General features: G+C 47.5%; 18 protein-coding genes. 9 read left to right on the top strand and 9 right to left on the bottom strand.

The features are described 5' to 3' along the window. Positions 1 to 295: 295 nt before the first annotated feature. The 7 genes from R7Q38_RS02325 to R7Q38_RS02295 all read right to left on the bottom strand — a co-directional run bounded on the left by R7Q38_RS02325 (position 296) and on the right by R7Q38_RS02295 (position 7,937). Positions 296 to 1,054 carry an SDR family oxidoreductase gene (locus R7Q38_RS02325; protein ID WP_151515661.1) on the bottom strand — a complete coding sequence of 253 codons (759 nt, stop codon included), beginning with the start codon at positions 1,052 to 1,054 and terminating at the stop codon, positions 296 to 298. A 9-nt stretch (positions 1,055 to 1,063) separates the two neighbouring features. Next, entirely contained in the window at positions 1,064 to 1,960 is an 897-nt protein-coding gene (gene mmsB, locus R7Q38_RS02320) for a 3-hydroxyisobutyrate dehydrogenase (protein WP_053349198.1), read from the bottom strand. Positions 1,961 to 1,979: 19 nt separating this feature from the next. After that, positions 1,980 to 3,110, bottom strand: coding sequence for an enoyl-CoA hydratase/isomerase family protein (locus R7Q38_RS02315; protein WP_239938571.1), 1,131 nt, complete (start codon positions 3,108 to 3,110; stop codon positions 1,980 to 1,982). Between the two features lie 10 nt (positions 3,111 to 3,120). Continuing rightward, positions 3,121 to 3,897: an enoyl-CoA hydratase gene (locus R7Q38_RS02310; protein ID WP_005382662.1), complete on the bottom strand. Its 777-nt coding sequence runs from the start codon at positions 3,895 to 3,897 to the stop codon at positions 3,121 to 3,123. A gap of 49 nt (positions 3,898 to 3,946) precedes the next feature. Beyond that, a complete protein-coding gene (locus tag R7Q38_RS02305; protein ID WP_005373226.1) occupies positions 3,947 to 5,101 on the bottom strand; it encodes an acyl-CoA dehydrogenase family protein in 1,155 nt (384 codons plus the stop codon). Between the two features lie 93 nt (positions 5,102 to 5,194). After that, on the bottom strand, positions 5,195 to 6,688 hold the full coding sequence (locus tag R7Q38_RS02300; RefSeq protein ID WP_213969771.1) for a CoA-acylating methylmalonate-semialdehyde dehydrogenase: 1,494 nt from the start codon (positions 6,686 to 6,688) through the stop codon (positions 5,195 to 5,197). A gap of 70 nt (positions 6,689 to 6,758) precedes the next feature. Beyond that, on the bottom strand, positions 6,759 to 7,937 hold the full coding sequence (locus R7Q38_RS02295; protein ID WP_005382666.1) for a thiolase family protein: 1,179 nt from the start codon (positions 7,935 to 7,937) through the stop codon (positions 6,759 to 6,761). 209 nt (positions 7,938 to 8,146) lie between these two features. Here R7Q38_RS02295 and R7Q38_RS02290 point away from each other — a divergent pair, with 209 nt between their 5' ends. From R7Q38_RS02290 to R7Q38_RS02260, 7 genes are all read left to right on the top strand, one after another. Next, a complete protein-coding gene (locus tag R7Q38_RS02290) occupies positions 8,147 to 8,533 on the top strand; it encodes a MerR family transcriptional regulator (protein ID WP_005373242.1) in 387 nt (128 codons plus the stop codon). A gap of 45 nt (positions 8,534 to 8,578) precedes the next feature. Then, a complete protein-coding gene (locus R7Q38_RS02285; RefSeq protein WP_239938570.1) occupies positions 8,579 to 9,748 on the top strand; it encodes an isovaleryl-CoA dehydrogenase in 1,170 nt (389 codons plus the stop codon). A gap of 115 nt (positions 9,749 to 9,863) precedes the next feature. Then, positions 9,864 to 11,471 (top strand): carboxyl transferase domain-containing protein, encoded by a 1,608-nt coding sequence (locus R7Q38_RS02280; protein WP_005382675.1) that lies wholly within the window; start codon positions 9,864 to 9,866, stop codon positions 11,469 to 11,471. Positions 11,472 to 11,575: 104 nt separating this feature from the next. After that, the gene (locus R7Q38_RS02275; RefSeq protein WP_005382677.1) at positions 11,576 to 12,358 is read left to right on the top strand and encodes an enoyl-CoA hydratase-related protein; all 783 of its coding nucleotides are present in this window, start codon (positions 11,576 to 11,578) and stop codon (positions 12,356 to 12,358) included. After that, positions 12,351 to 14,399, top strand: coding sequence for an acetyl/propionyl/methylcrotonyl-CoA carboxylase subunit alpha (locus tag R7Q38_RS02270; RefSeq protein ID WP_239938569.1), 2,049 nt, complete (start codon positions 12,351 to 12,353; stop codon positions 14,397 to 14,399). The genes R7Q38_RS02275 and R7Q38_RS02270 overlap by 8 nt, the downstream gene beginning before the upstream one ends. Further along, entirely contained in the window at positions 14,380 to 15,282 is a 903-nt protein-coding gene (locus R7Q38_RS02265) for a hydroxymethylglutaryl-CoA lyase (RefSeq protein WP_005382683.1), read from the top strand. Before R7Q38_RS02270 ends, R7Q38_RS02265 begins: the two co-directional genes overlap by 20 nt. Before the next feature lie 173 nt (positions 15,283 to 15,455). Beyond that, positions 15,456 to 15,776 (top strand): DUF1840 domain-containing protein, encoded by a 321-nt coding sequence (locus R7Q38_RS02260; protein WP_005373256.1) that lies wholly within the window; start codon positions 15,456 to 15,458, stop codon positions 15,774 to 15,776. Between the two features lie 98 nt (positions 15,777 to 15,874). Here R7Q38_RS02260 and R7Q38_RS02255 read toward each other — a convergent pair whose 3' ends face one another. Beyond that, positions 15,875 to 16,741: a mechanosensitive ion channel family protein gene (locus tag R7Q38_RS02255; protein ID WP_005373258.1), complete on the bottom strand. Its 867-nt coding sequence runs from the start codon at positions 16,739 to 16,741 to the stop codon at positions 15,875 to 15,877. 334 nt (positions 16,742 to 17,075) lie between these two features. On the opposite strand from R7Q38_RS02255, the gene R7Q38_RS02250 reads away from it, so the two are divergent. Beyond that, positions 17,076 to 17,624, top strand: coding sequence for a sugar O-acetyltransferase (locus R7Q38_RS02250; RefSeq protein WP_031780775.1), 549 nt, complete (start codon positions 17,076 to 17,078; stop codon positions 17,622 to 17,624). Positions 17,625 to 17,633: 9 nt separating this feature from the next. On the opposite strand, the gene R7Q38_RS02245 is transcribed toward R7Q38_RS02250, so the two are convergent. After that, on the bottom strand, positions 17,634 to 19,067 hold the full coding sequence (locus R7Q38_RS02245) for a PLP-dependent aminotransferase family protein (protein WP_275667445.1): 1,434 nt from the start codon (positions 19,065 to 19,067) through the stop codon (positions 17,634 to 17,636). A 136-nt stretch (positions 19,068 to 19,203) separates the two neighbouring features. Here R7Q38_RS02245 and R7Q38_RS02240 point away from each other — a divergent pair, with 136 nt between their 5' ends. Then, positions 19,204 to 20,568, top strand: a complete 1,365-nt coding sequence (locus tag R7Q38_RS02240; protein WP_005382691.1) for a cytochrome ubiquinol oxidase subunit I — start codon at positions 19,204 to 19,206, stop codon at positions 20,566 to 20,568. Positions 20,569 to 20,587 lie beyond the last annotated feature (19 nt).

Here is a 20,587-nt window from a genome sequence, read left to right as displayed (position 1 = left end):
CCGAAATAGTTTTCGGTTGCAATATGACCAATAAGAGTGTTTTTTACACACCAAGAATAATGATCTCGTTAGTGAGACAAAAGATCGTCTTAGTTGTGAGTTAATGCATTTACATGACAAGCAATATAGAACTAGCCATTCACATTAGAAATAGAATCAATTTTTATACCGTTCGATGAGATAGCAGTCGACCATGCATCCAATACATTTTTCAGATAGAAGCAATAAAAGAAAGGAGAAAGTGGAAGGAAGCGGACAATCAAACTCGCTCCCCTTTTTTATGTTGCAGAGGGGGTTACATTCGCATTCCGCCATCGACTTCGAACACTCGTCCGGTCACGAATTCGTTGGTTAACACGTATTTTATGGTCGATGAAATTTCATCCGCCAAACCTAAACGTCCAACTGGAATCATTCCGATTAAACGTTCCATCGCTTCAGGTTTTATTTGGTCTGTCATGGCAGTTTTGATGACACCCGGAGCAATCGCCACTGAGCGAATTCCGAAACGCCCTAACTCTTTCGCCCACACCGTTGCCATGGTGGCTACCGCCGCTTTAGATGCTGAATAGTTGGTTTGACCAATATTCCCGGCACGCGCAACGCTGGATATGTTGATCAGAACCCCTTTGCTATCGGTGTTCAGCATTACCTTGCTCGCTTCACGGCCACACAGGAAAGTGCCTGTTACATTCACATCTAGAACAGACTGAAATTGTTCCAGCGACATCGTGTTAACCTGACCATCTTTGACTTTAATGAACATACCATCACGCATAATACCTGCGTTATTGATAACGCCATTGAGCTGCTTGAAATCTACCTCAATTTGCTCAAAAGCAGTGCATACCTGCTGTTCGTCAGTCACGTTCGTCACATAAAAACGAGCGGTAACACCGAGAGATTCACATTCCGCTTTCGTTTCAGCCAGTTGCTCTGAATTGAGGTCGATAAGCGCAAGATGAACGCCATTTTCCGCCAGTGACAGTGCCATTTGTTTACCCAGCCCCTGCCCTGCCCCCGTGATCGCAATAACCTTATTTGCTAGATCCATACGCACTCCTTAGGCCTGATTTTGCTTTTGGTAGAACTCAAACAAGCTTGAGAAATCTTTTTGCCCGTTGCCCTGACCGTTGTGAAAATTAAACAGATTACGAGCCAAGCTGCCCATTGGCGTTGATGTTTGACTGGCAACCGCCGCTTCCATCGCAAGACCCAGATCTTTAGCCATTAACTGGCTCATAAAGCCGCCTTGATAACCATTGCTTGCAGGCGTATTTTCCATCACACCTGGACAAGGGTTATAAAGCTCTAGCGCCCAGTTACGCCCTGAACTTTGCAACATGATGTCGGAAAGCACTTTGGGATCGAGTCCGTTTTCCATCCCTAAATTGAGTGCTTCACAGGTGCCGCTCATCAAAATGCCCAACATCATGTTATTGCAGATCTTCGCGACCTGACCAGCTCCAACATCGCCCGCATGGAAGATGTTTTTACCCATGTGGCTAAGCACCGCTTTGGCTTGAACAAAGTTCTCTTGTGAGCCGCCAACAATGAAAGTTAACGTACCTGCTGCTGCGCCCGCAACGCCACCAGATACTGGTGCATCAACAAAACTGATACCAAGTTGCGATGCTTTTTCGCCAACCAAACGAGCAGTCGCCGGATCGATGGTGGATGAATCAATCAGCAAGGTGCCTGATTCGACGCTATCTAAGATGCCATCTTGACCAAGATAAACGCTTTGAACGTGTTGGCTCGCTGGCAGCATAGTGACAACCACCTCCACACCTTGTACTGCCTGCTGAACGGAATCGGCACTTGAAGCGCCCAATGCGGTCAACTCCTCAACTGCGCTTGGGTTCAAATCAAATACTTCGACATTCAAGCCCGCTTTGAGTAGATTCTTAGCCATAGGCGCCCCCATGTTACCAAGGCCAATAAATGCAATTTTGTCCATATCGTATTTCTTCCTTGTACTAAAGTGCCACTATAGCTACCGACGATGCGGTCAGTGGGTATTCTGCTGAGTCAATTGGCGAGAAGAAGCGCTCCAAAACTTGTGGCGTTACGTCAGAAACCGTGCGATGTTGCCAAGTCGGTTGATTGGTTTTATCAATAATCAGCGCACGAACCCCTTCTCTAAAATCACCTTCTAAGCCACAACGTAGTGTTAGGTTAAATTCCATATCAAAACACGCTTTCAAAGAGAGGTTTTGATACTGCGTTAACTGCTGATAAGTGATACTGAGCGACAACGGACTGCCATAGTTCAGTGACTTCTGCGCATTGACGAACCACTTGTTATCAACGTTAGCACGGCTGATTGCATCAACAATTGACGCTAAGTCACCCGAACATAACTGCTCAATCAATTCCGCATAGGGCATCAACATCCCTTCGGTTGGCTCGTCCACGTGTACCGAACGCAGCGTAGTGGCGATTTTTTCGTTGATGTTCGCTTCACCTTTCCAACTTACCGATGCAAGCAGATCCAGCAGCACTTGCTTGTTTTCTGGCTGTGCAATCCATTGGCTTAACCCCAACGCTTTCATATCTGTTGCGTTAATTTGACAAGCAGTCAAACTTAAGAACAGTGCCAAATGTTTTGGCAACTGGTTTAGGAAGTACGTCGCACCTACATCTGGGTAAAGGCCAATTTTAATCTCTGGCATTGCAAAGCGTGTGGTCGTTTCTGCAACGCGATGGCTAGCACCCATAAATAATCCCACACCGCCGCCCATCAAATAACCATGTCCCCACGCGATGATCGGTTTTGGATAAGTATGAATAAGATGATCACAGCGATATTCGAGGTCAAAGAAGGTTTCCATCGCTGAAAACGCAGAATCAAAATCTTGCTCTTTGTTTTCAAGTGCACGGTAGATCGCTTGAATATCGCCACCAGCACAAAACGCTTTTTCACCTTGAGCATGCAAGAATACCGCGACGACGCTGTCGTCCGTTTGCCATTCATTAAGCTGTTTGTACAACTTCTCAATCATCACGTAACTCAACGCGTTGAGAGCAGCTGGATTATCAAGCTCCAGCACACCAATAACAGAGCCATCAGCGCACTTAAGCTTTGAAACATTTACTGTACCTGTCATTTGGCCTCCGCTAGCTGTTTGTCCATTGTGGCTTGCGCTTTTGCAAAAACGCATTCACACCCTCAGTCTGATCTTGTGTATTGAACAGCTGTAAAAACAGTTCACGCTCCAAAACCAATCCAGCCGCGTGAGTTTGGCTGCGTCGACCTTGAATGAGCGTTTTGCACGCTGACACAGATTTCGGTGATTGACCTGCAACACGCTGCGCTAGTTCCATAGCCGCTTCTAGTGCTTGACCTTTCGCCACCACCTCTTCGACTAACCCAATTTTTTCCGCTCGCTCGGCCGTCACACGCTCGCCACATAGAATCATACGCTTCGCCCAACCTTCACCTACCAACGCGGTCAGGTTTTGTGTCCCTCCCGCACACGGCAACAAACCTACCGATGCTTCAGGAAGTGCCATTTGTACTTGTTCTTCTGCGATACGAATGTCACACGCCATCGCCACTTCCAGACCGCCGCCCATCGCATAGCCATTAATCGCTGCGATAGAAACCCCATCGAATGCAGACAGCGCTTCAAACGCTTCACCAAATGCGAACGCCATGTCTGCTGCTTGTGATTTATCACCCGATGCAAAGTTATTAAGATCTGCTCCAGCAGAAAAGAACTTCTCGCCTTCGCCTGTTAAAACCAACGCATAAATAGAGCGATCATTGCTAAGTTCAATCGCCAACTCTTTTAGCTGATTCAAAGATTCAAGCGTCCAGGTGTTTGCTGGCGGGTTACTAATCGTGAGCTTGGCAATATGCGCTTCGCGCTCTAATTTGATTTGTGCCGTCATAATCTTTCAGTCCTTTTTAATTTCTTTGGGTAAGGCTGTGTCTCGCTGATTAAAGCAGCTCAACGCCTTCCGTTAGTAATCGTCTTGCGACGATCAGACGCATGATTTCGTTGGTACCTTCAAGAATTTGGTGAACACGAACGTCTCGGAAATGGCGCTCGACTGGATATTCTTTGATGTAGCCATAGCCACCGTGAATTTGCAGCGCCTGATCGCAGACTTTAAAGCCCACATCAGTAGCAAAGCGTTTTGCCATGGCACAGTACGCACTTTTTTCTGCGTGCTGGGCATCGAGTTTAGCGGCAGCGAGTCGCACCATTTGACGCGCAGCGACCAGCTCAGTCGCCATATCAGCAAGCTTGAACTGCAACGCTTGAAATTGCGCCAGTGAACGGCCGAACTGTTTGCGTTCGTTCATATATTGCTTGGCTTCGTTCAGTGCTTGTTGCGCAGTACCGACGGAACAAGTAGCGATGTTGATTCGACCACCATCAAGGCCAAGCATGGCGAACTTAAAGCCTTCTCCCTCTTCACCCAACAGATAGTCAGCCGGAATGCGGACATTTTCGAAGGTAATCATGCGAGTTGGCTGGCAGTTCCAACCCATTTTGGCTTCTTTTTTACCGTAGCTAATGCCTTCGCAATCAGCAGGAACAACGAATGCAGAAACACCACCCGCTCCTTCACCACACGAACGCGCCATCACGACGAGAACATCTGTATCACCCGCACCCGAGATAAACACTTTTGCGCCATTGAGGACAAACTCATCGCCATCACGCACTGCGCTAGTCGTTAGAGAAGCGGCGTCAGAGCCGGCATTAGGTTCGGTTAAACAGTAGGAAGCGAGCTTTTCACCCGAAATTAGATCCGCGCTAAATTGCTGCGCCACTTCGGCTTTGGCAAAGCTGGTGATCATCCACGTCGCCATGTTGTGAATGGTCATAAACGCAGTAGTCGCGGTACAACCCATAGCCAACTGCTCGAAAATGATCGCCGCATCCAAACGAGATAACCCTAAGCCACCATGCTCTGGCGGCGTATAGATGCTCAGAAAACCAAGTTCACCTGCTTGACGCAGTACGTCTTTAGGGAAATGATGGTTTTCATCCCACTCGGCCGCATGAGGCGCTAACATTTGGTCTGCAAACTGCTTTGCTACTTCGGCAAACGCGAGTTGATCTTCGTTTAATTCAAAATCCATCTTGAAGTCCTAAGGTCTAATTCGTTGCATTTGTATCCGAGCCAAGCCCACTTAAACGGTGGCGCTTGGCTAGAGGTGTCGCTAATCCAGTAATTAGCTAAGTTGAATGGTCATGTTTGGACCGCTTGGAATGTCATCTTCAAACCAACGCGCGGTGACAGTTTTCGTCTCGGTGTAGAAGCGAACCGCTTGTTTACCGTAAGCATGCAGGTCGCCGTAGAAGCTGCCTTTCCACCCAGTAAATGAGAAAAATGGCAATGGCACCGGAATCGGCACGTTGATGCCTACGTTACCTACTTCGATATTGTGTTGATACTTTCTCGCGGCAGCGCCGTTCGCCGTGAAAATAGACGTACCATTACCAAAGCGGTTTGCATTGATCAGTTCAATCGCTTCATCTAGGTCATCCACTTCCATAGTTAACAGTACAGGCCCGAAAATTTCTTCCTGATAAATCGACATGTCTGTGGTCACGTTGGTAAACAGTGTTGGCCCCACCCAGTTACCGTTCGGGAAGCCAGGTACTTGGCACTCTGTCCCGTCCAGAACACAATTCGCGCCTGACGCTTTGCCTTCATTAATCAAATTCACCACTCGCTGCTTCGCTTGAGGGCTAATCAGTGGACCATAACCGGCGGTTTCATCATCCCACGCGCCAGGCTGAACCTGAGCTAACGCCTCTTTAAGCTCTGGAATCCATTCTTTGGTTTCGCCGACAAATACGGCAACCGAAATCGCCATACAGCGTTGGCCTGCAGCACCAACTGACGCGCCAACTAGGTTATTGATGACTTGCTGTTTGTTTGCATCCGGCATGATGACCATGTGGTTCTTAGCACCTGCAAATGACTGCACGCGTTTCAGGTTGTCTGTACCTGTTTTGTAGATGTACTCACCAACGGGCACAGAGCCAACAAAAGAGATCGCACGAACAACTGGATCAGTCAGAATGCGGTCGACTTGCTCTTTGGTCCCGTGAACAACTTGCAATACGCCTTTTGGTGCACCAGCTTGTTCAAATAGCTCTGCCAATTTCATTGCAGTCAGCGGAACTTGTTCCGAAGGTTTTAGAATAAAGGTGTTGCCACAAGCGATCGCCATCGGGAACATCCACAATGGGATCATCGCAGGAAAGTTAAAGGGTGTGATGCCAGCACAAACACCGAGCGGTTGAATGTAAGAGTAACCATCAATATTGGTCGCGACGTTTTCCACCGTTTCGCCCATCATTGAGCTACAAATGTTCGCCGCTTGTTCTACGACTTCAATCCCACGCCAAATGTCACCCTTTGCATCCGCGAGGGTTTTGCCTGTCTCACTTGAAAGCAGTATCGCCAACTCATCGTGTTGCTCTTTTAGCAAATGTTGGTAACGCAACATCAATCTAGCACGCTCCGGCGCTGCAACTTCTTTCCAACGTTTGAACGTTTCTGTTGCGCTGGCAATCGCCGCATTCATTTCCGATTCCGTGGCACAAGGTACTTGTGCAATCACTTCGTTGGTTGCCGGGTTGGTTACATCTAGCCATTGTTTTGAATCGGAGATGGCAAATTCACCACCGATATACTGCTTTACTTGTTCTGTCATGATGACATCCTTGTATTTTTCAGCTTGTTACTGACTACTGTTATGTAAGTGAAACTTTGTTGAGAGTGATTTAGCAGATTTCAATCGCGATAGCGGTAGCTTCGCCGCCGCCAATACAAAGCGATGCAACGCCACGCTTACCACCAGTTTGTTTTAGCGCATGAATCAAAGTGACAAGGATTCGATTGCCACTTGCGCCTATTGGATGCCCCAGCGCACAAGCCCCTCCGCGAGGGTTCACTTTGCTCTCGTCCAGTTCGAGTGCTTTCACCGCGTATTGAGTCACAACAGCAAAAGCTTCATTGATTTCCCAAAGGTCCACGTCCGATTTGTCCCAGCCCGTTTTTTCCAGCAGCGATTCAATCGCGAAGACTGGTGCGATGGTGAACTCATCAGGCTGTCTTGCATGCGAGCTGTACGCGACAATTTTGGCTAGAGGCTGAAGGTTTTCCTGACGACCAAACTCACTATCGACTAAGATCATTGCCGACGCACCATCCGAAATGGAACTAGAGTTTGCTGCGGTTACGCCGCCATCTTTGGCAAACGCAGGGCGTAAGGTAGGAATTTTAGTGACGTCGAGTTTGCTCGGTTGCTCATCATCTACAACCAAGGTTTCGCCGCGCCGACTTTTTACGTTAACAGGCACGATCTCTTCTTTGAACAAACCTTGCTCGATTGCTTGCTGCGCACGAGTCACCGACTGCTGCGCCCAGGCATCCATACTTTCACGGCTGAACTGATACTTTTGCGCCGTCTGTTCTGCAAAGACACCCATCAGCTCGCCTTGGTAGGCATCCTGCAAACCGTCATAAAACATGTGATCAAGCACTTGCTCGTGACCTAAACGGAAACCATCACGCGCTTTCTTTAATAGATAAGGAGAAGACGACATGTTTTCCATGCCACCAGCGATGACAGCATGCGCATTGCCAGATTGAATAAGGTCATATGCCAGCATGACGGTTTTCATACCCGATCCACAAACTTTGTTCAGTGTCGTACAACCAATCGATTGTGGCATTTCAGCTTTAAGACTTGCTTGTCTTGCAGGCGCTTGCCCCACACCGGCGGGTAAAACGCACCCCATCAACACTTCGTCTATTTTGTGCACATCGAGTTGGCTTTCGGCTAGCGCCCCTTGAATGGCTCTCGCACCGAGTTCCGTGACATCTGTTGAAGCTAATGCACCTTGAAAAGAGCCGATAGGCGTTCGCTTAGCGGCAACAATCCATGTTTCATTTTTCATTCCATTAACCTTTTGTTGACGTTTACGTCATAACTATACTAACATTTACGTTAACGTCAAGTTTGAGGTTATTGTTTGTTCGAGTGATTCTTTGATTTCGAGTAAATGCGAGTGATATCAAGGCTCAAGAGTGGATGTTGTTTGTTTACTTTAACGTTAACGAATTGTATATTCATGTAAATGTTATACGAAAGTCGTAAGGTTAAGGAATGAACACATTTAAGATCAGCGAGCTCGCGAAAGAGTTCGACATTACTACTCGAAGCATTCGCTTCTACGAAGATTTAGGTCTCCTAACTCCAGAACGTAAAGGCAACACTCGAATCTACAATGGTCGTGATCGAATTCGACTAAAACTGATTTTGCGAGGTAAGCGATTGGGCTTTTCTCTTGCAGATATCAAAGAGTTATTTGAACTCTACGATACCGATCAAAGTACTGAGCAGTTGAACTATATGATTCGGTTGATCGAAGAGAAGAAGGCAGCATTGCAACAGCAAGCAAACGACATTCAAGCGGTAATGATGGAGTTAAATGCTGCGCAGTTGCGATGCCAAAACACACTGAGATCCATGAAAGGCGAAAAAGTCACCTAACACCTCAACTCTGGGATGTAGGTGACGTAAAGGCAAGGACACGCAATGAAATCTACCTACTCTTCCCTGAACTTTGTTTATGACGAAAATACCGATTTGCTTCGCGAGCAAATCAATAGTTTTGCTGCAAGAGAAATTGCGCCGCTAGCGCAATCTATCGACCAAACTAACGACTTTCCAAACCATCTTTGGTCCAAATTAGGTGACATGGGTCTTTTAGGTGTAACCACCAGCGAAGAGTTTGGTGGTGCAGGCATGGGCTATCTCGCCCACGTTATCGCTATGGAAGAAATCAGCCGAGCATCCGCTTCGGTTGCGTTAAGTTACGGCGCTCACTCCAACCTTTGCGTCAACCAAATCCACCGTAACGGCTCACAAGCGCAAAAAGAGAAATACCTACCTAAGCTCATCTCCGGTGAACATATCGGCGCCCTTGCTATGAGTGAACCCGGCGCCGGCTCTGATGTGGTCTCTATGCAGCTTAAAGCCGAACGTAAAGGCGATATTTTCCTGCTAAACGGCAACAAAATGTGGATCACCAACGGCCCTGATGCACACACCTATGTTGTCTACGCAAAAACCGACCCAAGCCAGCACTCCAAAGGCATCACGGCGTTTATTGTGGAACGCGGATTCCCTGGATTTACTCAAGCACAAAAACTCGACAAGTTGGGCATGCGCGGCTCGAATACGTGTGAGCTGGTCTTCCAAAACTGCGAAGTCCCTGCGGAGAATATTCTCGGCGAAGAAAACCAAGGCGTGAAAGTATTGATGAGCGGCCTCGACTACGAACGTGTGGTGCTTGCAGGCGGCCCACTTGGCATCATGCAGGCGTGTATGGATATCGTTGTGCCTTACATTCACGACCGTAAACAGTTCGGTAAATCCATCGGTGAATTCCAGCTAGTTCAAGCAAAAATCGCGGATATGTACACACAAATGAATGCCGCTAAAGCGTATGTTTACGCCGTCGCTGCCGCTTGTGATCGCGGTGAAACCACACGTAAAGATTCTGCTGGCGCGATCCTCTACGGCGCAGAGCTGGCAACCAAGATGGCACTGGATGCGATTCAACTACTTGGCGGTAACGGCTACATCAACGAGTTTGATACGGGCCGTTTGTTGCGAGATGCCAAGCTGTATGAAATCGGTGCGGGCACGTCAGAAATTCGCCGCATGCTTATTGGTCGCGAATTGTTTAACGAAAGCGCCTAATCATCATACCTAGGCGGTTCGAACTCGAAACAACTTCCTTATTCAATCTAAATCTTATTCAACCTAAATAAAGACGGGTGGTGACACCCGTCTACCGAATGGAGATCGGCTATTTATGGCTTGTTTGACGACCAATATTAATACCCATTCAGAGCAGTATCAGGAAAACTACCGCTCTATGGCGTCACTTGTAGATCAACTTTATACCGTGACTGCGCAAATCGAAGATGGTGGCGGTGAGAAAGCCCGCGAGCATCAGCAGAAGAAAGGCAAACTTCCGGTACGTGAGCGCATTCTTGCCCTACTCGACCCTGGTTCGTCCTTTCTAGAAATTGGTCAATTTGCTGGCTGGGATGTGTATCCAGATTACGTTCCATGTGCTGGAGTGGTTGCCGGTGTGGGTGTAATTGACGGCACCGAGTGTATGATCGTTGCCAACGACGTGACGGTAAAAGGCGGCAGTTACTACCCACTCACCGTGAAAAAGCACTTAAGAGCACAAGAAATTGCAGAAAAATGCCAACTGCCGTGTGTTTACTTAGTCGACTCTGGCGGCGCTAACCTACCCCGCCAAGATGAAGTCTTCCCAGATAAAGACCATTTTGGCCGTATTTTCTACAACCAAGCCCGTATGTCGGCCAAAGGCATTCCACAAATTGCGGTGGTCATGGGGCTATGTACCGCTGGCGGCGCTTATGTTCCTGCCATGTGCGACGTATCCATCATAGTCAAAGAACAAGGCACGATTTTTTTGGCAGGTCCACCTCTTGTAAAAGCAGCGACAGGTGAAGAAGTCAGCGCGGAAGATCTTGGTGGCGCAGACGTTCACTGCCGTACCTCTGGTGTGGCGGACTATTACGCAGAAAATGATCACCACGCGTTAGAGTTGGCAAGACAAGCCGTTTCTCAAATTAACCACTTGAAACCCGTTCAACTCAAGCAAAAAGCACCACAGGAACCACGCTTTCCTGCGCAAGAGCTGTACGGCATCGTCGGTACCGATCTTAAAAAGCCGTTTGATGTTAAAGAGGTCATTGCCCGAATTGTTGATGACTCACAATTTGATGAATTTAAAGCCTTGTTCGGCGAAACATTGGTCTGTGGCTTTGCCCATATTCACGGCATGCCGATTGGCATTGTCGCTAACAACGGCATTCTATTTTCGGAATCAGCACAAAAAGGCGCGCATTTTATTGAGCTGTGCGCACAACGCAAAATTCCTCTGCTCTTCTTACAGAACATCACGGGCTTTATGGTCGGTCAGAAGTACGAAGCCGAAGGCATCGCCAAACATGGTGCGAAAATGGTAACTGCTGTTGCGTGTGCAGACGTGCCGAAGTTTACCGTGGTTATTGGTGGCTCGTATGGCGCTGGGAACTACGGCATGTGTGGCCGCGCTTATGATCCAACCATGATGTGGATGTGGCCAAACGCGCGCATCTCCGTCATGGGTGGAGAGCAAGCGGCTGGCGTGATGGCGCAAGTGACCCGCGATATCAAAACTCGCAAAGGTGAAAGCTGGAGCGTAGAGGAAGAAGAAGCGTTCAAACGTCCAATTGCGGAGCAATATCAGACTCAAAGCCATGCATACTACGCCAGTGCACGCCTGTGGGACGACGGCATTATTGACCCTGCGAAAACCCGTGATGTTGTCGGCATTGCTCTGTCTGCTGCGCTTAATGCGCCAATACCAAACAGTAAATTTGGCATCTTCCGCATGTAGCCGGATGCAAGGCAAACCTTAACTCCTCGCGAATACCGATGTTTAAAAACTAATGGTTAGCGAGCATTGAAATACAGACTGAAATGTCAGACAAAGGAAGTCACATGACCGGACTACTGCTTGAAAAAGACAGCAATGGCGTTGCTTGGTTGAGCCTCAATCGACCAGAGAAACACAACGCGTTTAATGATGAATTAATTGCTTCACTTATCGAAACCTTGGAAAAACTTGAGAGAGACAACTCTCTACGTGCATTGGTACTAACGGCGCAAGGTAAACACTTTTCTGCGGGTGCGGATCTTGGCTGGATGCAGTCAATGGCCACCAAAACCGAGGGGGAAAATCTGCAAGATGCACAGCAGTTAGCGTTGCTCTTGCACAAACTGGATACCTTTAGCAAACCAACCATTGCTATGGTGCATGGCGCTGCATTTGGCGGCGCACTTGGGCTTATCTGCTGCTGCGATATCGCTATTGGTACACCTGAAAGCCGCTTCTGTTTGAGTGAAGTGAAGCTCGGTTTGTTACCCGCCACCATCGGACCTTACGTAATCCGAGCGATTGGACAACGACAAAGCCGACGCTACTTTTTAACCGCGGAACTGATTGATGCCGAAACCGCGCTATCGATGAGTATTCTTCATCAGATAGACGCTCAACCACGTGAAGCCGTCAATCGCACCATTGATCACCTGCTCAACAACGGTCCACAAGCCATGCAGGCTGCAAAAGCACTTTGTTTACGTTGTGATAACCAACCTATCGATCATTCATTAATTGAATACACCAGCCAAGCTATTGCAACCGCTCGCGTGTCCAGTGAAGGACAAGAAGGACTAGCTGCATTTTTTGAAAAGCGCGCCGCCAATTGGAGGAATCATGTTTAAAAGAATACTGATCGCAAACCGCGGTGAAATTGCCTGCCGAATCATTAAAACCGCAAAAAGCATGGCTATAGAGACGGTTGCCGTCTATTCCGAAGCGGATCGCAGCAGCTTACATGTTAAACAAGCGGATTTCGCTGAATTCATTGGCCCCGCTCCTGCGAGTGAATCGTATCTCGATATCGATGCAATTATCGGCGCTGCGAAAAAATGGCAAGCCGATGCTATCCACCCTGGGTATGGTTTTCTTTCCGAGAACCCGAAACTGGCGAAAGCGTGCAGCGAAATTGGCATTGTTTTTATTGGCCCTTCCACCAGTGCAATTGAAGCAATGGGTTCGAAGTCGCAAGCCAAAGCCATCATGTCTGAGGCGAACGTGCCCTTGGTTCCCGGCTATCACGGCACAGACAACAGCGTAGAGCACTTATTAGCGGAAGCTGAAAAAATCGGTTACCCAGTGATGCTTAAAGCAACACAAGGTGGCGGCGGCAAAGGCATGCGAGTGGTCAACAGCGCAGCCGAAATGCCGCTGGCTATCGACGGAGCGCAGCGTGAAGCACTTTCAAGCTTTGGCGATAAGCAGCTTCTAATCGAAAAATGCATATTGCAGCCTCGCCACGTTGAAGTTCAGGTATTTGCTGACCAACATGGCAACTGTGTCTATCTTTCTGATCGCGATTGCTCCATTCAACGCCGTCACCAAAAAGTAGTCGAAGAAGCACCAGCTCCCGGTCTTAGTGATGAACTGCGTAAACAAATGGGTGAAGCTGCGGTTCAGGCCGCTCAAGCGATCGACTATGTTGGCGCTGGCACGGTGGAGTTCTTGCTCGATAGCCGCGGTGAGTTTTACTTCATGGAAATGAATACTCGTCTGCAAGTTGAACACCCTGTTACTGAATTGATCACCGGTGTTGATTTGGTGGAGTGGCAATTAAAAGTCGCAGCTGGCGAGCATTTACCTATTTCGCAATCTGAAATCACCCACAACGGTCATTCAATTGAGCTGCGAATTTACGCAGAAGATACAGACAATGACTTTATGCCGTCGACTGGCCGCATTGACTACTTAAAAGAACCCGTATCAGACAGTAATGTGCGCCTAGCGTGCGTACGCGTTGATAGTGGTGTTACCCAAGGCGATAGCATCAGCGAATATTACGATCCAATGATCAGCAAACTGATCGTCTGGGGGCAAACTCGTGATATCGCGCTAAAGCAGCTTAAGCAGGCCTTAACTCAATATCACGTACGTGGAGTAACGACAAACATTGGTTATCTGCACAGCATTATTTCGCAGCCAACCTTTGCCGAGATTGAGCTCGATACAGGTTTCCTCGTAACACATCAACAAGGCATAAATGAGCAGCAAGACGTGTCGGATTCAATCTGGCTTACATTGGCGGCGGTTGCTCGTTGGAATGATCTCATTTCAAAATCAGACAGCTCAACGTTACCCGCGCCAACCAAACGAGGTTTTAGACTGTCAGTTGACAACGTTTACCGATTTAACTTCACGGATGCCAAAGCCAACCATCAGGCACGTTTGCAACAATCATCGCAAGATACAGGATCTCACTTCACTGTCCGATGTGGTGAGGAGCTGCATCAGGTCATCCTGCTTGAAAGTGACAACCAGTTTATCGTCGATATTGATAATGTGCGTTACACCTTTAATGCACTTAGCGATGAACAAAGAACAACACTATTTTATCTTGGTCAGCAGCGCACGTTCGCTCATCAACCTAACTTTGACTCTGCAAAAGATGTTGATGATGAACTAAGTCCAACCGCACCACTCAACGGCATAATTTCAGCAGTTATGGTGGCTAAAGGTGACGAAGTGGCGGCGGGCGATCCGCTTTTGGTACTCGAAGCAATGAAAATGGAATACACCATCACGGCTCCGGTAGCAGCAAAAGTCGACGAATTGTTTTATCAGCACGGGGATCAAGTACAGCACGGTTCCATCCTGCTGAATTTGGCTTTGATATCGGATAACGTCAGTGAAGATAAGGAGCGCGAATATGCTACCAGCGAAGGTTAATATCGTCGAAGTCGGCGCTCGTGATGGTCTGCAAAATGAAACGGCAGTGACGCTGGTTGATAAAATCCGTTTGATTAACCAACTAAGCAGCAGTGGCTTAAAGCATATTGAGGCGGGATCTTTCGTCTCTCCAAGGTGGGTGCCTCAAATGGCCGATTCCGATCAGGTGTTTGCTGGTATCTCAAAAAAGCCTGACGTGGTTTATAGCGCTCTCACACCAAATCTCGCAGGGTTAGAACGTGCGCTGGAAAGCGGTGTAAAGCGAATTGCGGTGTTTGGCTCCGCTTCAGAAACGTTCAGCCAGAAGAACATCAACTGCAGCATTACCGAAAGTCTCGCTCGATTTGAGCCCGTTATCGAGTTGGCGAACCAGCATAACATTCCTGTACGCGGGTACTTGTCTTGTACCATGGTGTGCCCATATGAGGGAGTAATCAAGCCAGAGCAAACTACCAAGGTCGCCAATACGTTGTTTGATATGGGATGTTATGAGATTTCGCTCGGTGATACTGTCGGTAAAGCAACGCCTAATCGCGTTATCGCCATGCTGGATTCGTTGTTAACGCTACTACCAAAAGACGCGCTCGCAGTACATTTTCATGACACTTATGGGCAAGCATTAGCCAATATCTATCAAGCCTTGTTAATGGGCATCAACACCATTGATAGCGCAGTAGCGGGGCTCGGCGGCTGCCCTTACGCGAAAGGAGCCAGTGGTAATGTTGCAACGGAAGATGTACTTTATCTGTGTGAGCAACTTGGGATTGAAACGGGCGTTGACCTTAGCGTCATCAATGAAGCGGGTTGGCAAATTTGCCGTGCGTTAGGAAAGTCTCCTGCTTCTAGGGTCGCATTAGCTCTGGGCGATCCGTATAGCTTGTAAATCATCAACAACCAATCAGGTAATGTATTTCAACGGGCATGCAGACGTACGTGCCCGTTTTTTGTTGTTACTCATAAAAACCTTAACGCTCAACGGTCTTCATCACATTAATTAGTGTCTGATTTCAGCTACAATTTAGTTTCAAACCGAACATATAAAACAGGATCAGGTAAATGCTCATAACATTTCGTTGTCGAAGCCACTCAAACGTCACAATGTTTGGTGATATTGCATTAGATATGCTCAAAATGATGGGTCACAGCGGCACGGTGCCGGGATCAATTTCCGCTCAAGATGTTCCTGACGCGCTATCAAGATTAACTTCTGCTCTATCTGCGAAAAATGCAGCTGAAGAAAACCTCCCTACTGATGTAGACGAAGAGGAAGAACAAGCAGAGCCCGCGGTAAGCCTAGGACGCAGAGCGTTTCCACTGATTGAGTTGCTAAAATCAGCAATCAAAGAAGAATGCGAAGTCATGTGGGACAACCAATAACGCCTTCAAACTGGTTTCTAGCGAGGTGAATCCGTGTTGTGACCGCCTCGCTATGGTTACTCGACACCAAGATAAGAACACCAATACCGCTTATCGCCCTATCCGTTTCTCTCCCTAGACAACTTAATTTGCCCATCAATGTGCACATCTCGTTGTGGAAACGCGATTTCAATGCCGTGCTTTTCGAAAGCTTCGTAGATTTCAAAACGCATGGCACTTGCGACCGAGCGAATACCGCCCTCAACCGTTGAGTTAATCCAAAAATAAGATTCGAAGATCAAAGCATTGTCACCAAAGTCTTGAAAAAACACATCTGGCGCTGGCGAACTCAGAACTTGCGCTTGCTGCGAAGTCACTTCCGCCATTAAGGCAGCAACCTGTTTGACATCGCTCCCATACGCGACGCCGACGACGACCGAGCCACGAACTAATCTGTCGCATAACGTCCAGTTGATCACCACGTTCTCAATCAACTGACTGTTGGGTATGAGCATATGAACACCATCGGTTCGTCTGATTCTCGTTGAACGTGTATTTATTTGCTCGACAGTGCCTTTGGCGCCCTCAACCTCTAAAAAGTCCCCAATTCGGATTGGCTTTTCACCAATCAAAATCCAGCCACTTATGAAGTTGTTAATGATGTTTTGCGCACCAAAACCGAAGCCGATAGCGATGGCACCAGACAGAAAGGCGAACGCGGTGATTGGCACATTGATCATCGAAAGTGTGGTCATAAAAATAATGGCGAGAGCGATGACAAATAATATCCGTTTAACCAAATGAATCACGTTTGGGTCTTTCCCCGATGAAGACATTCTTGACGTAACGGTTTTGATCAAAATTTTGGATAACCATAAAGCGACAATGACCCATGTCGGCACCATCAATATCGCCCACAACGTGATAGGTTGTTCGTTAAAGGTAAACAGTGTTGTTTCTAAAAATGAAATGACCCGTTCGAACATAAAGTGCTCACTCTTGATTCATCGTTGCCAGCAAGCCAGAGCGCATAAGTCTTATATTTTTAGCCCAATCGATAGCGCAAGCGGCTCAATTAAGTTCTTCTTATTAACTATATAGTAATCTACGTAAAACGCTTCGAGTGGTTTCCCACTTTGGCTTCAACCGATTAAGCCATTTAGGGAGTACGTCTTTGTGAACTAAACGAGCCAATCAACCAACTTGAGACGCAAGGAAAATCAGTGATAACTTTCTGATTTTTAAGCATCAAATTTTCACTTCGAATCACTCTCACTTATTATGCACCTTATTGCAAATAACATTGATGGAATGATTGTCATGTCAGAACTGACTCGGATGCGCTCTGGAGAAACCTATAATTGTCTGGATGAAGAACTAAAGCTAATGCGCGCCAAAACCGCGCAGCTTGTCTTCCAATTTAACCACGAGCCAAACCCAGATATACGTAGACAACTATTGGCAGAAATGGGCGTCCAATTAGAAAACAGCGCCTGTATAGAGCCACCGCTTCAACTTACCTACGGTTGTCACCTGTCCATCGGAGAAAACACCTACATCAACTGGGATGCCATTATTCTGGACAATGGGCAGGTTGAGGTTGGCGCGAACGTCATGATTGGGCCTAGAGTGCAAATTTACACAGCCGCTCATTCACTCGATACACAAAGACGCTTATCCGGAGACGAGATCGCCAAACCGGTAAAAATCGGCAATAACGTTTGGATTGGTGGGGGCGCTATCATACTGCCAGGCGTGACCATTGGCGATCAGGCCGTCGTTGGCGCTGGCTCTGTCGTAACCAAAGACGTTGCGCCGGGCGATCGAGTCGTTGGAAATCCGGCGCGCTCCATTAAACCCAAAAACTGAAGAAAGTGGCTATTTCGCCAAATGATCGCGAATAATATTGGCAAGCAGATTGAGAGCATGAACGTATTTGTCATTGAGCTCAAAAGAAGCGTTAAGACGAATACAGTGATCGTATTGTTCTGTCAGGCTGAACATCTTTCCCGGTGCGATGCTGATATTACCTTTTAGTGCTTCTCGATATATCGGCAAGGCATCAATATGCTTAGGAAGCTCTAGCCAAATAAAGTACCCGCCGCTTTGGCTTAACACGTTGACTGCTTCAGGTAACAGCTCACTAAGCAGATCCGTCATCTTACTTTTACGTTCAAACAGCTTTTTCCGTAACTGCTTCAAATGCGATTCATAATTGCGGCTTGTTAAATAGTGCACCAATGTCATTTGCACTGGTGCACTCGTCGCTAATGTACTCATTAACTGTAACTTTTGTACCTCTAGCGCCCGCTTTCCTGCCGCAACCCAACCAATACGTAGCCCTGCGATTAATGATTTTGAAAACGAGGAGCACAACATGGTATTGCCCGTGTCATCAAACATTCTTAGTGGGTAAACCGAGTCATTCTCGGCATGCAGTTCGCTGTACACATCATCTTCAATTACTGGCACGTTATATCGCTGTGTCAGTTCAATCAGCTTTTGTTTTTTCTCGTTGGAGAGCGTAAAACCCAGAGGATTCTGGAAGTTCGACATAAGCCAGCACGCTTTCACATCATGCGTTTGCAGCGCTCGCTCCAATGAGTCTAGGTCAATGCCCGTGACTGGGTCTGTTCTTACTGAGAGCGCTTTCAAACCTAACCGCTCTAAGGATTGCAAAGCGCCATAGAATGCAGGCAACTCCACAACCACCCAATCTCCCGGTCTTGTACAAGCTTGCAAACTGAGCGTTAACGCCTCCAGCGCGCCTGCCGTAATGACAATTTCATCGGGTGAAATTTCAATGCCTTTCGCAGCATAACGCTTCGCGATGATGGTGCGTAATTGTTCGTTTCCCGGCGGTAAGTTATCAAAGGTGGTGGAAATCGGCATATTGCGAGCGGCTGCGCTCATCGCCCGATTCACGTGATATCTTGGGTACAAACTTGGGTCTGGATAGGCAAAGCCAAAATTGATCATGGATGGATTTTTACTCGCCTGCAGAACATCAAAGATAAACTCATTGATGTCTACCTGCTCTGTCCACGAAACCGCGGCTGGCGCTTGGGGTTCATTTGAACTCTTAATATTGGGCGCGACTCGATAACCAGAGCGCGGCTGTGACGTCACCCAGCCTTGAGATTCCAGAATTTGATACGCGTGCAACACCGTCATCAAGCTCAAACCCGAGTGTTCAGATTGGCGACGCAGCGAAGGCAGCTTGTCACCCGGATGCCATATCCCCGATTTTATCTGCCTTTTAAGCTGTTCCACTAACTCTTGATACTTCGCCAAACGCAAATCCCCTTCCATAAAGCCGAATTCAAAATAATAACACTTCAATATTTAATCTGTTATAGGTTTATAGTCACTGTCTGTACCTACTTCCCTCATTCCGCTCCTTTTAAAATAGCTCTCTCATAAAACTTAAAAGATCAAAGGAAGTTTAATGTTTGGCCTCGACGCATTTATGCTTGCACGGATACAGTTCGCCTTTACGGTATCCTTTCATATTATTTTCCCCGCTATCACCATAGGTTTGGCCACCTATCTCGCCGTGCTGGAAGGCTTATGGCTAAAAACACGTAATCCCGATTACCAAAAGCTCTATCACTTCTGGTCGAAAATTTTTGCGGTTAACTTTGGAATGGGTGTTGTATCTGGTCTTGTCATGGCCTATCAATTCGGCACCAACTGGAGTGGTTTCTCCGACTTCGCTGGTTCTATCACAGGCCCATTACTGACTTATGAAGTGTTAACGGCTTTCTTTCTCGAAGCCGGATTTCTTGGCGTAATGCTGTTTGGGTGGCGTCGCGTCGGCGAAAAGCTGCACTTTTTTGCAACCTCGATGGTGGCGTTAGGAACGATCATTTCGACGTTCTGGATTCTCGCCTCCAACAGTTGGATGCAAACGCCACAAGGCTATGAAATTGTCGACGGACGTGTGGTGCCAACCGACTGGTTTGCTATCGTTTTCAATCCTTCATTTCCTTATCGTTTGGCGCACATGAGCGTCGCGGCTTTCGTCAGTTCGGCACTCTTTGTAGGCGCGTCAGCCGCTTGGCATTTATTGAGAGGCAATCAATCGACTGCGGTAAAAACCATGTTTTCGATGTCGCTCGGGATCTTAGTGTTCCTTGCGCCACTCCAAGCCGTGATTGGCGATGTGCACGGGCTAAACACTCTGGAACACCAGCCCGCCAAAATCGCTGCCATCGAAGGACATTGGGATAACAGTGATGGCAAACCAACCCCATTGATATTGTTCGGCATGCCAAACATGGAACAAGAACGCACAGACTATGCCTTAGAAATTCCTGTTCTAGGAAGTTTGATCCTACGCCACAGTTTAACTGAGCCAATCCCGGCGCTGAAAGACTTCCCGAAAGAGGAACGACCGAACTCACCTATCGTCTTTTGGTCATTTCGAATCATGGTCGGGCTAGGACTTCTGATGATTTTACAGAGCTTCTACAGCATATGGTTACGAAAAAAGAACACGCTTTATACCTCGCGTTGGTTCCTCAAGTTTTCATTGTTTATGGGGCCATCTGGTCTTATCGCAATACTCGCTGGCTGGTTTACGACAGAGGTTGGTCGGCAACCTTGGGTCGTTTATGGCGTACAAAAAACGCGTGATGCGGTTTCTGCACACGGAGACCTACAAATGAGCATCAGCCTGCTGTGTTTCCTTGTTGTATACAGCTTGGTATTTGGTTTTGGTTATTACTACATGATCCACCAAATCAAGAAAGGCCCCGATGCAATCGAACACGATGAGCACGACATGACGACCGTTTCAGGTCGCATTTAGAATTTGTCACAAAGTGAAG

This window comes from Vibrio sp. Vb0598 (assembly GCF_033338935.1).
In the GTDB taxonomy this organism is placed as follows: Bacteria; Pseudomonadota; Gammaproteobacteria; order Enterobacterales; family Vibrionaceae; genus Vibrio; species Vibrio alginolyticus.
The sequence above is the reverse complement of the archived record's forward strand: the minus strand, read 5'-3'. Positions and strand labels throughout refer to the sequence as shown.

Bases quoted from the DNA above. Each gene is read 5' to 3' on its own strand.
- R7Q38_RS02325 (WP_151515661.1), bottom strand. From the start codon at position 1,054: ATGGATCTAGCAAATAAGGTTATTGCGATCACGGGGGCAGGGCAGGGG.
- mmsB (WP_053349198.1), bottom strand. From the start codon at position 1,960: ATGGACAAAATTGCATTTATTGGCCTTGGTAACATGGGGGCGCCTATG.
- R7Q38_RS02315 (WP_239938571.1), bottom strand. From the start codon at position 3,110: ATGACAGGTACAGTAAATGTTTCAAAGCTTAAGTGCGCTGATGGCTCT.
- R7Q38_RS02310 (WP_005382662.1), bottom strand. From the start codon at position 3,897: ATGACGGCACAAATCAAATTAGAGCGCGAAGCGCATATTGCCAAGCTC.
- R7Q38_RS02305 (WP_005373226.1), bottom strand. From the start codon at position 5,101: ATGGATTTTGAATTAAACGAAGATCAACTCGCGTTTGCCGAAGTAGCA.
- R7Q38_RS02300 (WP_213969771.1), bottom strand. From the start codon at position 6,688: ATGACAGAACAAGTAAAGCAGTATATCGGTGGTGAATTTGCCATCTCC.
- R7Q38_RS02295 (WP_005382666.1), bottom strand. From the start codon at position 7,937: ATGAAAAATGAAACATGGATTGTTGCCGCTAAGCGAACGCCTATCGGC.
- R7Q38_RS02290 (WP_005373242.1), top strand. From the start codon at position 8,147: ATGAACACATTTAAGATCAGCGAGCTCGCGAAAGAGTTCGACATTACT.
- R7Q38_RS02285 (WP_239938570.1), top strand. From the start codon at position 8,579: ATGAAATCTACCTACTCTTCCCTGAACTTTGTTTATGACGAAAATACC.
- R7Q38_RS02280 (WP_005382675.1), top strand. From the start codon at position 9,864: ATGGCTTGTTTGACGACCAATATTAATACCCATTCAGAGCAGTATCAG.
- R7Q38_RS02275 (WP_005382677.1), top strand. From the start codon at position 11,576: ATGACCGGACTACTGCTTGAAAAAGACAGCAATGGCGTTGCTTGGTTG.
- R7Q38_RS02270 (WP_239938569.1), top strand. From the start codon at position 12,351: ATGTTTAAAAGAATACTGATCGCAAACCGCGGTGAAATTGCCTGCCGA.
- R7Q38_RS02265 (WP_005382683.1), top strand. From the start codon at position 14,380: ATGCTACCAGCGAAGGTTAATATCGTCGAAGTCGGCGCTCGTGATGGT.
- R7Q38_RS02260 (WP_005373256.1), top strand. From the start codon at position 15,456: ATGCTCATAACATTTCGTTGTCGAAGCCACTCAAACGTCACAATGTTT.
- R7Q38_RS02255 (WP_005373258.1), bottom strand. From the start codon at position 16,741: ATGTTCGAACGGGTCATTTCATTTTTAGAAACAACACTGTTTACCTTT.
- R7Q38_RS02250 (WP_031780775.1), top strand. From the start codon at position 17,076: ATGTCAGAACTGACTCGGATGCGCTCTGGAGAAACCTATAATTGTCTG.
- R7Q38_RS02245 (WP_275667445.1), bottom strand. From the start codon at position 19,067: ATGGAAGGGGATTTGCGTTTGGCGAAGTATCAAGAGTTAGTGGAACAG.
- R7Q38_RS02240 (WP_005382691.1), top strand. From the start codon at position 19,204: ATGTTTGGCCTCGACGCATTTATGCTTGCACGGATACAGTTCGCCTTT.